The organism is Pseudoflavonifractor sp. AF19-9AC, assembly GCF_003478995.1.
GTDB lineage: Bacteria > Bacillota > Clostridia > Oscillospirales > Oscillospiraceae > Lawsonibacter.
In genome coordinates, this window is the sequence record NZ_QUGI01000002.1 from 76,801 (window position 1) to 90,265 (window position 13,465).

General features: G+C 60.5%; 13 protein-coding genes and 1 tRNA gene. 10 read left to right on the top strand and 4 right to left on the bottom strand.

Annotated features, from left to right (window positions below; all coding sequences use genetic code 11):
• Window positions 1–20: 20 nt before the first annotated feature.
• On the bottom strand, window positions 21–650 hold the full coding sequence (locus DWX58_RS03230; protein WP_118641575.1) for a sugar O-acetyltransferase: 630 nt from the start codon (window positions 648–650) through the stop codon (window positions 21–23).
• A gap of 123 nt (window positions 651–773) precedes the next feature.
• On the opposite strand from DWX58_RS03230, the gene spoIIID reads away from it, so the two are divergent.
• From spoIIID to DWX58_RS03260, 6 genes are all read left to right on the top strand, one after another.
• Complete coding sequence (gene spoIIID, locus DWX58_RS03235) at window positions 774–1,022, top strand: sporulation transcriptional regulator SpoIIID (protein ID WP_118641576.1); 249 nt, start codon at window positions 774–776, stop codon at window positions 1,020–1,022.
• A 93-nt stretch (window positions 1,023–1,115) separates the two neighbouring features.
• Window positions 1,116–1,808, top strand: a complete 693-nt coding sequence (locus tag DWX58_RS03240) for an anaerobic ribonucleoside-triphosphate reductase activating protein (protein ID WP_118641577.1) — start codon at window positions 1,116–1,118, stop codon at window positions 1,806–1,808.
• Window positions 1,809–2,015: 207 nt separating this feature from the next.
• Window positions 2,016–4,403 carry a ribonucleoside triphosphate reductase gene (locus tag DWX58_RS03245; RefSeq protein WP_118641578.1) on the top strand — a complete coding sequence of 796 codons (2,388 nt, stop codon included), beginning with the start codon at window positions 2,016–2,018 and terminating at the stop codon, window positions 4,401–4,403.
• 102 nt (window positions 4,404–4,505) lie between these two features.
• Entirely contained in the window at window positions 4,506–5,423 is a 918-nt protein-coding gene (locus DWX58_RS03250) for an FAD-dependent oxidoreductase (RefSeq protein WP_118641579.1), read from the top strand.
• Entirely contained in the window at window positions 5,407–5,949 is a 543-nt protein-coding gene (locus tag DWX58_RS03255) for a hypothetical protein (RefSeq protein WP_118641580.1), read from the top strand. Before DWX58_RS03250 ends, DWX58_RS03255 begins: the two co-directional genes overlap by 17 nt.
• Window positions 5,950–5,971: 22 nt before the next feature.
• On the top strand, window positions 5,972–6,925 hold the full coding sequence (locus DWX58_RS03260; RefSeq protein WP_243093237.1) for a tRNA-dihydrouridine synthase family protein: 954 nt from the start codon (window positions 5,972–5,974) through the stop codon (window positions 6,923–6,925).
• 89 nt (window positions 6,926–7,014) lie between these two features.
• Here the strand turns inward: DWX58_RS03260 and DWX58_RS03265 are convergent, their stop codons facing one another.
• Together DWX58_RS03265 and DWX58_RS03270 are read right to left on the bottom strand one after the other, a co-directional pair.
• The gene (locus DWX58_RS03265; RefSeq protein WP_118641581.1) at window positions 7,015–7,449 is read right to left on the bottom strand and encodes a zinc ribbon domain-containing protein; all 435 of its coding nucleotides are present in this window, start codon (window positions 7,447–7,449) and stop codon (window positions 7,015–7,017) included.
• A 24-nt stretch (window positions 7,450–7,473) separates the two neighbouring features.
• The gene (locus tag DWX58_RS03270; RefSeq protein WP_118641582.1) at window positions 7,474–9,597 is read right to left on the bottom strand and encodes a zinc-ribbon domain-containing protein; all 2,124 of its coding nucleotides are present in this window, start codon (window positions 9,595–9,597) and stop codon (window positions 7,474–7,476) included.
• 718 nt (window positions 9,598–10,315) lie between these two features.
• On the opposite strand from DWX58_RS03270, the gene DWX58_RS03275 reads away from it, so the two are divergent.
• Window positions 10,316–10,600, top strand: coding sequence for a GNAT family N-acetyltransferase (locus DWX58_RS03275; protein WP_118641583.1), 285 nt, complete (start codon window positions 10,316–10,318; stop codon window positions 10,598–10,600).
• Window positions 10,601–10,624: 24 nt separating this feature from the next.
• Complete coding sequence (locus DWX58_RS03280) at window positions 10,625–10,882, top strand: hypothetical protein (protein ID WP_199648665.1); 258 nt, start codon at window positions 10,625–10,627, stop codon at window positions 10,880–10,882.
• 166 nt (window positions 10,883–11,048) lie between these two features.
• On the opposite strand, the gene DWX58_RS03285 is transcribed toward DWX58_RS03280, so the two are convergent.
• A tRNA-Thr gene (locus DWX58_RS03285) sits at window positions 11,049–11,124 on the bottom strand.
• 266 nt (window positions 11,125–11,390) lie between these two features.
• On the opposite strand from DWX58_RS03285, the gene DWX58_RS03290 reads away from it, so the two are divergent.
• A complete protein-coding gene (locus tag DWX58_RS03290) occupies window positions 11,391–12,311 on the top strand; it encodes a bifunctional enoyl-CoA hydratase/phosphate acetyltransferase (RefSeq protein WP_118641584.1) in 921 nt (306 codons plus the stop codon).
• A 26-nt stretch (window positions 12,312–12,337) separates the two neighbouring features.
• Window positions 12,338–13,417 (top strand): butyrate kinase, encoded by a 1,080-nt coding sequence (buk, locus tag DWX58_RS03295; RefSeq protein WP_118641585.1) that lies wholly within the window; start codon window positions 12,338–12,340, stop codon window positions 13,415–13,417.
• Window positions 13,418–13,465 lie beyond the last annotated feature (48 nt).

Sequence of the window (13,465 nt, forward strand, 5' to 3'; positions counted from 1 at the left end):
CGCGTTTTTGTGTTTTGTGCTTATAAGGTAGTGTTGGGGTCCAGATAGTCCTCCACATCAAAGGGGAGATTCTTCCAGTAGAAGTCCCGGTCGGCGTCGGTGATCTCCCGGATCACCCGGCAGGGGTTGCCCCCGGCCACCACACCGGCCGGCACGTCCCGGCCCACCACGCTGCCTGCGGCAATGACCGTGTTATCACCGATGGTCACTCCGGGCAGAAGGATGGCCCCGCCTCCAATCCACACATTGTTCCCGATGGTAATGGGGCGGCCGTACTCATAGCCGGAGTTCCGGGCCTGGGGATGAACGGGGTGCCCGGCGGTGAAGATGGACACGTTGGGTGCAATCATCACATTGTTTCCGATTGTCACCGGAGCGATGTCCAGAATGGTCAGGTTATAATTGGCGTAAAAATTATCGCCCACAGAAATGTTGCTGCCATAGTCGCAGCGGAAAATGGGCTCCACCCAGGGGTTCTTCCCTACCCGTCCCAGCAGTCCCTCCAGCAGAGCCATGGAGGTATCCTGCTCCTCCGGCGGTGTGTTGTTAAAGACGTACAGCTTCTTCTTGGCCTCCAGCCTCTGCTGGGGCAGCCCATCCAGCCAGGCCCTATAGGGCAGGCCGGCAATCATGCGTTCCCTGTGATCCATAACGCGTTCCCTCCCTCTGGCGCCATTATACCACCGGCCCCACCCAGGCACAAGGGGCGACATATCCCCCGTTCCCGGCGCATATAACATCCATAGGACTACCGCTTGATGGGAGTGTTATGGGTGAAAGGGAACATTGAGGACCGGGCCTGCAGAATGGCCCTTTACATCATAGAAAACCGCGCCACTGTCCGGGCGTGCGCCCGAAAATTCGGCATCTCCAAGTCCACCGTCCACAAGGATCTCTCCGAGCGCCTGCCCGCCTTCAACCGCACGCTGTACCTCCAGGTAAAGCAGGTTTTGGAGGAAAACAAGGCCGAGCGGCATATACGGGGAGGAATTGCCACCAGGAAGAAATACAAAGGGGAGTAAATTTCCAGGGTTTGGAGCCGTTGACAGGGGGAGAACCGGGGACTACAATGGAAGGGAATCGACACCGCCCCGGGCGGAGAGGGAGGCTCCCACATGGATATTCAGGGTCTTCAGAAGCTGACGCTGCTGGACTACCCGGGCAAGGTGGCCTGCACAGTGTTTCTGGGGGGCTGCAACCTGCGCTGCCCCTTCTGCCACAACGGGGAGCTGGTGCTCTCCCCCGGGCCGGCCCTCATGGACCATGAGGAGCTGCTCACCTTCCTGGACCGCCGGCAGGGACTTCTGGACGGCGTGTGCGTCACCGGGGGCGAGCCCCTGCTGCGCCCCGATCTGCCCCGTCTGCTGGAGGCTGTGAAGGAAAAAGGCTTCCTCCTGAAGCTGGACACCAACGGCGGCTTTCCCCAGGCCCTGGAGGACGTGATCCGTCGGGACCTTGTGGACTACGTGGCCATGGACATCAAAAACAGCCCCGACCGCTACCCCGAGACCGCCGGAGTGCCCGGTCTGGATGTGGAACCCTACCGGGAGAGCGCGGCATTGCTGCTGGAGGGCAAGGTGGACTATGAGTTTCGCACTACCGTGGTGCGGGAGCTCCACGATGAGGATTCCTTCCGGGCTATCGGCCCCTGGCTCAAGGGGGCCAGGCGGTATTTCCTCCAGGGCTTTGTAGACCGGGACACGGTGCTTTCCCCCGGCCTTCATCCCTGCTCCCGGGAAGAAATGGAGGGCTTTGCCGCCCTGGTCCGGCCCCATATCCCTCAGGTGGAGCTGCGGGGGGTTGACTAATTTTTCTTTTGGCGAGGATGACAAAAATCATCCTCGCCTTTTTGTGCACCAAAACAATATCTTGTGTTTGCCCAGAAAAAGAGAAACCATATATTGACGAAGTTCTGGCCGCGTGCTATAGTTAAGAGGCGTAGTATCGCCGGGATGATGCCCGGCTTTTCTTGCCATAAATGGGCAACAGAACGAAAGAGAGCTGGAGGGATTCTCATGTATCAGGTAACCAAGCGGGACGGCGCCGCCGCCGAATTTGAGCTTTCCAAAATCAGCGCCGCCATTACCAAGGCGTTCCAGGCCGTCAACAAGCAGTTTCATCCCAGCGTCATTGACATGCTGGCCCTGCGGGTGACCGCCGACTTTGAGCCCAAGATCAAGGACGGACGCATCGCCGTGGAGGATATTCAGGACAGCGTGGAGAAGGTGCTGTCTGAGGCTGGTTACGCCGATGTGGCCAAGGCCTACATTCTCTACCGCAAGCAGCGGGAGAAGATCCGCAACGTCAACTCCGCCCTTTTGAACTACAAGGACCTGGTGGACGACTACCTCCAGATCAACGACTGGCGGGTGAAGGAGAACTCCACCGTCACCTACTCCGTGGGTGGCCTCATTCTCTCCAACTCCGGCGCCATCACCGCCAACTACTGGCTCAGTGAGATCTACGACCAGGAGGTGGCCGACGCCCACCGCAGCGCCGACATCCACATCCACGATCTCTCCATGCTCACCGGCTACTGTGCCGGCTGGTCCTTAAAGCAGCTCATTCAGGAGGGACTGGGGGGCATTCCCGGAAAAATCACCTCCGCCCCCGCCAAGCACCTGTCCACCCTCTGCAACCAGATGGTGAATTTCCTGGGCATCATGCAGAACGAGTGGGCGGGCGCCCAGGCCTTCTCCTCCTTCGACACCTACCTGGCCCCCTTCGTCAAGGTGGACAACCTGACCCAGAAGGAAGTCAAGCAGTGCATCCAGTGCTTCGTCTACGGGGTGAACACCCCCTCCCGCTGGGGCACCCAGGCCCCCTTCTCCAACATCACCCTGGACTGGACAGTGCCCAAAGATCTCGCGAACCTGCCCGCCATCGTGGGCGGCAAGGAGATGGACTTTACCTACGGGGACTGCAAGAAGGAAATGGACATGGTCAACCGCGCCTTCATCGAGATTATGATTGAAGGCGACGCCAACGGCCGCGGCTTCCAGTACCCCATCCCCACCTACTCCATCACCCGGGACTTCGACTGGTCCGAGACGGAGAACAATAGGCTCCTTTTTGAGATGACCGCCAAGTACGGCACCCCCTACTTCTCCAACTACATCAACTCCGACATGGAGCCCTCCGACGTGCGGTCCATGTGCTGCCGCCTGCGTCTGGACCTCCGTGAGCTGCGGAAGAAGTCCGGCGGCTTCTTCGGCTCCGGCGAGTCCACCGGCTCTGTGGGCGTGGTCACCATCAACCTGCCCCGCATCGCCTATCAGGCCAGCGACGAGGCCGACTTCTATAACCGCCTGGACAAGCTCATGGACATCGCCGCCCGCAGCCTGAAAACCAAGCGTACCGTCATCACCAAGCTGCTGGACGCGGGCCTCTATCCCTATACAAAGCGTTATCTCGGCACCTTTGATAACCATTTCTCCACCATCGGCCTCATCGGCATGAACGAGGTGGGCCTCAACGCCAAGTGGCTCCAGCAGGACCTCACCCACCCTGCCACCCAGGCCTTTGCCAAGGACGTGCTCAACCACATGCGGGAGCGTCTCTCCGACTATCAGGAGGCCTACGGCGACCTCTACAACCTGGAGGCCACCCCCGCCGAGTCCACCACCTACCGCTTTGCCAAGCACGACAAGGCTCAGTTCCCCGACATCATCACCGCCAACGAGAACGGCACCCCCTACTACACCAACTCCTCCCACCTGCCCGTGGGCTACACCGAGGACATCTTCTCCGCCCTGGACGTTCAGGACGAGCTGCAGACCCTCTACACCTCGGGCACCGTGTTCCACGCTTTCCTGGGGGAGAAGCTGCCCGACTGGAAGGCGGCGGCCACCCTGGTGCGGAAGATTGCGGAGAACTACAAGCTGCCCTACTACACCATGTCCCCCACCTACTCCGTCTGCGCTGGCCACGGCTACCTCACCGGCGAGCAGCACGTCTGCCCCTACTGCGGCAAGGAAGCCGAGGTATATAGCCGCATTACCGGCTACTACCGCCCGGTGAAGAACTGGAACGACGGCAAGACCCAGGAGTTCAAGGACCGGAAGGTGTACGACATCGGCCGCTCCCACCTGCGCCGGGCCGGCATAGCCGGAAGCCAGGTTACGGTGGACACCAAGCCTGTTGCTCCCGCCATTTCCGGGGAACTGATGCTCTTTGCCACCCGTACCTGCCCCAACTGCGCCCAGGCGGAAAAGCTGCTGGGCCAGGCCGGGGTGCCCTACCGCAAGGTGCTGGCCGAGGAGAACCCCGACCTCACCGTGCGCTACGGCGTGCGCCAGGCCCCCACTCTGGTGGTGGAGGACGGCAAGGACCCGGTGAAGCTGGTGGGTCTGGGCGCCATCCGTTCCTTCCTGGACGAGATTCGCCCCGCCAGCGTGGGCTGAGCGTTGCATTTTTCCCCCGTCTGCGGTACAATGAAGGCGGCCCCGGTTCTTCCGGGGCCGCCTTTTTCCATTTATCGACACCCACAAGGGAGGATTTTTGCCATGTATGACGTAATCGTAGTGGGCGGAGGCCCTGCGGGCCTGACTGCCGCCCTGTACGCTGCCCGGGCGGGCAAGGACGTGCTGGTGCTGGAGGGCGAGAGCACCGGGGGCCAGATCCAGTACTCCCCCCTGGTGGACAACTACCCCGGTCTGCCCGGCATGAGCGGCGCGGCCTTTGCCCAGGCTCTGACGGAGCAAGTCCAGAATCTGGGGGTCCACGTGCGCACGGAGGAGGTCACCTTCCTGCGCACCCAGAACGGTCTTTTGGAGCTGACCACCCCCCAGGGGCGCTATTCCGCCCCTGCCCTGGTGCTGGCCACGGGCGTGAGCCACCGGAAGCTGGGCCTCCAGGGAGAGGACGACCTCATCGGATTGGGCGTCTCCTACTGCGCCGTGTGCGATGGAGCCTTCTACCAGGGTCGGCCCGTGGCTGTGGTAGGCGGCGGGGACACTGCCCTCCAGGAGGCCCTGTTCCTCTCCGCCCGGTGCTCCAAGGTGACCGTCATCCACCGCCGGGACCTGTTCCGGGGGGAGAGCCGCCTGGTGCAGCAGCTGCGTGAGAAAAACAATGTGGAGTTCCGGCTCAGCTGTACGGTGGAGGCCCTCCAAAGCGGTCCCGAGGGTCTCACCGGCCTGACCCTGCGGGATTTGAAAGAGGACAAGACTCTGGAGCTCCCCGCGGACGGCCTCTTTGTGGCCGTGGGCCAGGAGCCCCACAGTCAGGTCTTTGCCAATCTGGTGATGACCGACGACCAGGGCTACTTCCTGGCCGGAGAGGACTGCGCCACCAGCCTGCCCGGCGTCTTTGCCGCCGGGGACTGCCGGGTCAAGTCGGTGCGGCAGCTCACCACCGCCGTGGGCGACGGAGCGGTGGCCGGCCTGGCCGCCAGTGCCTACGTGGATGGCCGGCAGAACTGAGTCCATCCGCAGCCTGTGCCGCCGGACGGCGGTGTGCGGGCTGTGCGCCGGGCTGTCCGTGGCCCTGATGGCAACGGGCAGCGCCTTCGGCGTGCTCACCTATGTGTGTCCCATGCTGGCGGGCATCCCGGTCTATCTGGTGCGCCGGGTCTGGGGCACCCGCACCGCCCTGTGTCTGTGGGCGGCGGCAGGCCTTTTGGGTCTCATGCTGGTGCCCGACCGGGAGATGGCCGCCCTGTTCCTGGGCCTTGTGGGCTGGTACCCGGCGGTCAAGCCCGCGCTGGACCCTCTGCCGGGTCTGGTACGCCGCCTGGCCAAGGGGGCATGCTTCGGCGTGGCTCTGCTGGCCGTCTACGCCGCCCTGCTGGCCCTCATGGGGCTGGAGGCCCTGGGCCTGGGCCCAGCGTGGGAAAATCTGCTGCTGTGGCTCATGGGCGTGGGCACCCTGGCCCTTTACGATATGGCCCTTCTGCGCCTGGCTCCCGGGCTGGAGCGGCGCCTCAGGCACATCCTGCCCCATTCATAACCCACCGAAGGAGAGAATCCCCTTGGACTATTTCTTTGCCCCCATGGAGGGGGTCACCGGCGCCCTGTACCGCCGGATCCACCACAAGTATTTTCCGGGCGTAGACGCCTACTACATGCCCTTTCTCACCCCCACCCGGGACCGGATGTTTACTCCCCGGGACCTGCGGGAGACCGCTCCGGAGCACAACCTGGGCTTCCGGGCGGTGCCCCAGCTCCTCACCCGGGACAGCGGGGATTTCTGCTGGGCGGCCAACGCCCTCTTTGACATGGGCTATGACGAGGTCAACCTGAATCTGGGCTGTCCCTCGGGCACCGTGGTAGCCAAGGGCAAGGGGGCCGGGCTGCTCTCCGACCTCTCCGCTCTGGAGGCGCTGCTGGACGGCATCTTCGCCGGGGTTCAGGGACCGGTGTCGGTGAAAACCCGGCTGGGTCTGGAGTCCCCGGAGGAGTTCGGTCCCCTGCTGGAGCTTCTGTCCCGCTACCCCATCTCCCTGCTCATCGTCCATCCCCGGGTACGGAAGGACTTTTACAGGGAGCCGGTACGCCGGAACGACTTTGCCTTGGCCCACCAGAACTATCCCGGCCCTCTGTGCTACAACGGGGGACTGTTCACCCCGGAGGACTGCGAGGCCCTTCTCCGGGACTATCCCCGGGTTCAGTCCCTCATGCTGGGCCAGGGACTGCTGCGAAACCCCGCCCTCATCCGCCAGGCCAATGGCGGTCCTCCCCCCACGGCTGAAGAATTGAAGGCCTTCCACGATGAGCTCTACCACAGCTATCTGGAGGCCTTCCGCAGCGGACGAAACACCATCTTCCACATGAAGGAGCTGTGGAGCTACTTGGGCACTCTCTTTGAGGGGAGTGAAAAGCTGCTCAAGCAGATCCGCAAGGCCCAGGACACCGCCCGCTATGAGAGCGCGGTGGAGCAGATTTTCCGTACTCTGCCCATCCGCTGGGAACTGCCGGAGACCTGACTCACAGCTGTCCGGGAATGATTTTAATAAAAAAGGGCCCCGGGAAGACGTCTTCCCGGGGCCCTTTTTTATGTTCGCTTGTCTGGGATTTAGCCCTGCAGGTTCTGGCCGCACTTGCGGCAGAACTTGGCCGTGGCCGCGCAGGCAGCGCCGCACTTGGGGCACACCACCTCGCCGGGCTTGGGCTCCGCATTCTGAGGCTCCTCCCCGCCGGCGGTGCCAAGAATCTGGCTGTCCCGCTCGTCAATGGCGTTGTACTCCTCCTGGAGCTTCTGGATCTCCTCCTTCTTCTGCTGCACCAGAACGAACTGCTCCTGCAGAGAAGAGAAATCCTGGCTGCCCGAGGCCCAGATGCCATAGGCCGTCTGGCCAATGGTGGACATGGTGCGCTGAATCTCCGTGTTGATGGAATCAATGTGGGTCTTGATCTTTACCTTCTCCAGAGAAGAAGACGTCTTCACACTGATCGCCGTCACGCCCCGGTTGAACGAGGACTTGAATTTCTGAAACGTATCACCAGCCATAATATATGCCTCCCTTAATATCTGTTATTCCACACCGGGATCGATGCCATAACGCATTCCTCCCTTAATATCTGTATTCCATACCGGGATTAGAGCCATGACGTCATCGTCCAGTTTTTCTGCCTTCCCGCCCTTGTAGAGGTACAGGGTTCCGGTGTAGTAATTGGAACTATAATCGTACAGGTACAGGATGTCCTTCTCAGGGGTCACAATATAGTCGTGGACATCGTCGGCCACCTTCTGTGCCTCCTTGCCAGAGAAGCACTTCAGGGTGCCGTACTGGCGCTCGCTGCTCCAGTCGGTGTAGTAGTACATCTTGCCGTCCACATTGGTGAGCCGACTGATGCGCACGTCATAGTCGATCTCCTTGCCGTCGATGAAGAGATCGCCCCGGCTGCCATCCTTGACATTCTTGTAATAAGCCACCTGATTGTTGGACATGATGGAAATGGTGGAGTAGGCAGACACGTCGCTGTCATAGAGCTCGCTGCTTCCCGCCTTATCGCCGGAGAGGGTCAGGCGGTAGAGGTCGCCCACGCCCTCCTCATCCACGTCGTCCAGGAAGTAGCCCGTGGTTCCGTCAGAGCTGAGAATAAAGCTCTGAGCGTCGTTCTGGGTGACGACGGAGAGGGTGGTGCCGGAGAGCACATACCACTTCGCAGAGGAATAGAGAGCGTCCTGTACCATCTCGCGCACTTCGTAATAGCTCTCGACCTCGGAGAGGTTCACCTTCTGCACCTCAGCCTGGTCGTAGACCTGCACCACCATGACCGGAGCGTTGTTAGCCTTGGAAATGTCCCACTCGTCCGTCAGGGCATCGGTGATCAGGGTCTCCTCAGAACCGTTGTAGCAGTACAGGGAGTACACCGTGGAATCCATGGTGTCATTCTTCAGGCTCTCCCGCATGGAGTCACGGCTGAGCTTGTCCCGGTACTCCTCATAGGCCTTATTATACTCCTCCCGCAGCTGATCGCAAGTGGCCTGATACTGCTCATAGGCGGCCTCATACTCCGCCCAGGCCGCCTCGTAAGCCTCGGTGGTGTCGTAGTTCCAGCTGTAGGGGTAATCGGGGGACGCGGGGTACTCCGGATACTCGGGCTGAGTTATGGCGGCGTCGGCAGCGGCCATGTCGTCGTTGACATAGTCCATGAGGCTCATCTGAGCGCTCTCCGCCTTGGTGTAGTAGACCTCGCCGGACTCGGAGATCTGGACGACCCGGGAGACATCAGAGGCAATCTTTTCCTTGTCCTCGCTGTTCTCCACCTGCTTATAGAGGCTGCCGTCCTTGGTATAGTAGACCTGGGACAGATCGTCGGAGACGTACTCCACACTGGCCACGTCACTGGCCAGCTTGACGCTGTCCTTACCCTGGTTCCACACATAGTAGCCATTCTCTTCGGTGCGATAGCTTACCTTTTTGCAGTCATCGCTGACATAAAAGTACACGACATCGCTGGCAATTTTCTCCTTGTCAGTCAGATCGTGGATATAGAGCACACCATGGTCCTGGCCCTTCAGGTACACAACCTTGTCGCCGGCGGCGTTGATGGCATACATCACCACATCGGAGTCGATCTTGGTGGCCTCCTCGTCGGGCTTGTTCAGGTTGCGGTAATAGAGCGTGATACCGCCGCTGGAGTTGTCCAGCCGATCGGGGAAGAACACCCGCTTGCCGTTCTCACTGAAAGCGATATAGTCCGCCAGCTGACCAGCATAGCTGGACAGGCTGCTGCCGCTGAAGGACTGCGTCAGACGGGAGGTGAGTTCCATTGGATCCCCGGAGAAATCACTGTAAAAAATCTCACTGTCCTTCAGATACAGTCCGTAATTCTCCTTGCTTCCGCCACCGGTGAACATGGACACCACCAGGATGATCGCCAAAACGGCCACCACGCCGACCGCGCCCAGCATCAAGGTCTTCTTGGGCACTGCCTTAACGGGATTGGGCTTCTGAGCCTTCTCCTCCTGGGCAGGGGCGGGAGCTTCTTCCTCAATGGACGCTCCGCACTTCTGGCAGAACTTGAATTCGGTACTGGTCTGTGCCCCGCAGTTGGGACAGAAGATGGTCTCAAAGATCTGCGTACCGCAATTATCGCAGAACTTCGTTCCATCCTGCAGCTCTTTGCCGCACTTCGGACAAGTCAACATATTCCCATTCCTCCTTACTTTTCACGCATCCCTCCGAGATGCGTTCCAATACATTCAGCAAAGCGATTTCCCATTCGCCCGCCGCAAGATTGGCCTGGATTTCCCCCATGAAGGTTCTCGGGCATCCGCACCGGGGGATGCGCCGGAAACACGGGGAGAAAGACGTGGAAGATACCGGGGGACGCTCCCAAAGTCCCTTGCCAAACACCACAGGATGTCCAGCGTTTCTGCCTCTCCTTTTGCAGATTTGTTTAGGGCGGTCTCCTCCCCGACAAAATTCGACCTTGCTGTGGTCAGTTCTCCACGCTTCAGGTTAACTTCAGTTATGTAATATATAGCACATTCCACAACAGATTTCCATATGCGCCCGCAAAAAACTTCCTCCCTTCTCATTCCGTCCCTTTCCTATTTCTCAACTTTTCTCTCTTGTTCTTCCTTCTTCTTTCCGTTTCTTTATCTATTATCATATGTTTTTCTTCTTTTTCCATGACTGAAATCTTATCCCATCTTTTTGGAAAAAAGTTTGTTTGTCACCGGATCGGCAGCCATTTTCTTGAATTTTTTTCTGTTTTTACCAAAAAGGGGGATTTGTTCCTACCCTCAATATTTTGTTCCGCCGTCCGGTTTCTCTCGTTCCCTTCACGCTTTGTGATGAGGTCACAGTTCTTCCCCCGAAACTCTGGTAGGATAGGGCCATAAGAAAGAAAGGAGCTTCCCTATGACGCTTCAAACTTCCCCCCATCGCATCTGGCTGGAGGACCTGGATGGCCGCGAGGTCGCCTTTGTATCCTTTCCGGCACGCAGCGACCGCATCGTGGAGATTGCTTCCACGGTGGTCTCTCCCGAGTTCCGGGGGCAGGGAGTGGCCGGTCTGCTGCTGGAAACTCTGGCCCGGCAGCTGCGTACCCAGGGAAAACGGGCCATCCCCGTATGCTCCTACGCCGTAAGCTGGTTTTCCAACCATCCCGAGCAGCGCGACCTGCTGTGGAAACCTACCCCATAACAAATCATGATTGGAGGCTGTCCCATGAAAAACAAACTTCAGAAACACACCTTTCCCGCCCTGTTCTTTCTGGGCGGCATGCTGGCGGGCTATCTCTCCTACCGGTTGGCGGGCTGTACCTCCGGCACCTGTCTGATCACCGCCACACCCCTGAGTTCCATGCTGTACATGGGCTTTGTGGGCTGGCTTCTGTCCGGCGTACTCAGCAGAAGCTGCGCCAGCTGCCAGGCTCAGGCGTGCAGCCGGGAGGCGGACCCCTCTCAGGAGGCAGACCGCCGCTGACTCCCCTTCCCTCCAAAATAACAGCGCAAGCGGCCCCCCGGTATAGACCGGGGAGCCGCTTTTTTAACTGGTTTCCGCCGGTACTGCCCCCGCTCCCGGGCCTGGCTGCCCAGCTGGTTTCCAATGGAAACAAAAAAAGAAAGGCACGACTTTCGTCGTGCCTTTCTGGAGCTGGAAACGTGACTTGAACACGCGACCTGCTGATTACGAATCAGCTGCTCTACCGACTGAGCTATTCCAGCAACGAATCACCCGCTCCCCTACGGCGCAGGGCGTTCACAGTGGGTTTTATTATATCTGCTTTCCCCCCGCTCGTCAAGAGGCAGTCGTCCTTCTCTTCCCTGTTTTTCTCCTCATTTTCTTCTATTTTTCCTTCTTTTCCCCCACTGCGGCAAAACAATTTTCCGGTGTACAACCTGTCCCAGACATGGTAGAATGATTTTGAACATTTTCCGTGCCGTCCCTCCACGAACAAAGGGCTCCGGCCCGTTCCTGCGGAGGCCTTACTATGGTTATTTCCAGTTTTCAGCAGCTAAAGCAATCCCTGCAGCATCTCCCGCCCAAAGGCGCGGTGGTGGCTGCGGCCCACGACATGCACACCCTCCAGGCGGTCTTTGCCGCCCAAAAGGACCAGCTGATCCGCCCCATTCTGGTGGGGCGGCGGCAGGAGATCCTGGACCTCAGCCGTCAGCTGGGCGTCTGCCTGGAGCCCGACCAGATCGTAGACGCGGAGAGCCCGGAGGCCTGCGCGGAGCGGGCGGTGGATCTCATCCGGGCCGGAGCCGGCCAGATGCTTATTAAAGGTATGCTCCAGACCGGCACCCTGCTCCGGGCTGTGGTAAACAAGCAGACCGGTATCCGCGCCGGCCAGCTCATGTCCCACGTGGCCATTCTGGACGTGCCCAGCTACCCCAAGCTTCTCTTTGACACCGACGGCGGAATGGTCATCGCCCCCGACCTGGAGCAGAAACGGCATATTTTGAAAAACGCCCTGGACTTCTGCCGTTTTCTGGGTTATGACTGCCCCAAGGCGGCGGTGCTGTGCGCCGTGGAGACGGTGAACCCCCACATGCCCGAGACTCTGGACGCCGCCGCATTGAAGGAGGAGGCCCGACGGGGAGACTTCGGCCCCTGCATGGTGGAGGGCCCCATCTCCCTGGATCTGGCCACCGATCCCCGGGCCGCCCAGGTAAAGGGCTACCACAGCCCCGTGGCCGGGGACGCGGACATTCTTCTCTGCCCCTCCATTGCCGCAGGTAATCTGCTGGGCAAGGCGCTGTACGGCCTGGCGGGGGGCCAGATGGCCGGGGTGGTGCTGGGAGCCAGCGTTCCTATCACCATCAATTCCCGGGGGGCTACCCCGGAGGAGAAGTACAGCTCCATTCTCATCTGCTCCGCCATGTCCCCTGCGGGTTCCTCCCGCTCCTGACCACTCACCAAGAGGAGGCCTTTCCTATGGCATACACCATGTTAGTGCTCAACCCCGGCTCTACCAGCACCAAGGCGGCCATCTATGAGGATGACCGCCCCCTGCTCACCCGAAGCATCGTCCACACTAACCACGACCTGGCCCCCTACGCCACCCTCAATGACCAGCTGGACTACCGGGTGGCTCTGGTGCGAGGCTGGCTGGCCCAGGAGGGCTTCGACCTGTCCCGGCTCTCTGCCGTAGTGGGCCGTGGAGGTATCATCCCCAACATTGTGGCAGGAGGGTACGTAGTGGACGACGCCCTGGCCGACTGCCTGCTCCATCACACCGTCTTCGACCACGCCTCCAACCTGGGCGGCCTGATGGCTCGGGAATTTGCAAGCCCCCTGGGCATCCCCGCCTACATCTACGACGCGGTGACCAGCGACGAACTGCTCCCCGAAGCCCGGGTCACCGGCTTCAAAGAGGTCACCCGCACCAGCTTCTGCCACGTGCTCAACGCCCGGGCCACCGGCCATAAGTATGCCCAGGCCATGGGCCGCAGCTATGGGGACATGAATCTGGTCATCGCCCACCTGGGCGGCGGCATCTCCATCTCCGCCCACAGCCACGGCCGGATCATCGACTCGGTCTCCGACGATGCCGGCCCCTTCTCCCCCGACCGGGCGGGCAGTCTCAATATGCTGTACGTGCTGGATCTGTGCTACTCCGGAAAATACACCAAGGCAGAGATGCTGAAGAAGCTGCGGGGCGAGGGCGGCATGTCCGCCCTGCTGGGCACCCACGACTGCCAGGAGGTGGAGCGGCGCATCAAGGCCGGGGACGAGTGGGCCGCCCTGGTGTACAAGGCCCAGGCTCTCCAGATCGCCAAGGGCGTGGGCATCATGCTGGGCTGCTTCACCGAGCTCATCGACGCGGTGATCCTCACCGGCGGCCTGGCCAACTCCAAAATGCTCACCGACATGGTCATCGGCTACCTGCACAACCTGTGCCGGGTGGTGGTCATCCCCGGCGAAAACGAGATGGAGGCCCTGGCCCTCGGAGCGCTGCGCATCCTTCGTGGTGAGGAGCAGCCCCACACCTTCCACCCCGTCCAGACTCCATAATGTGCTTTGATTCCCACCGATTAAAAAAGTGGCTCCGGCGCTGCCGGA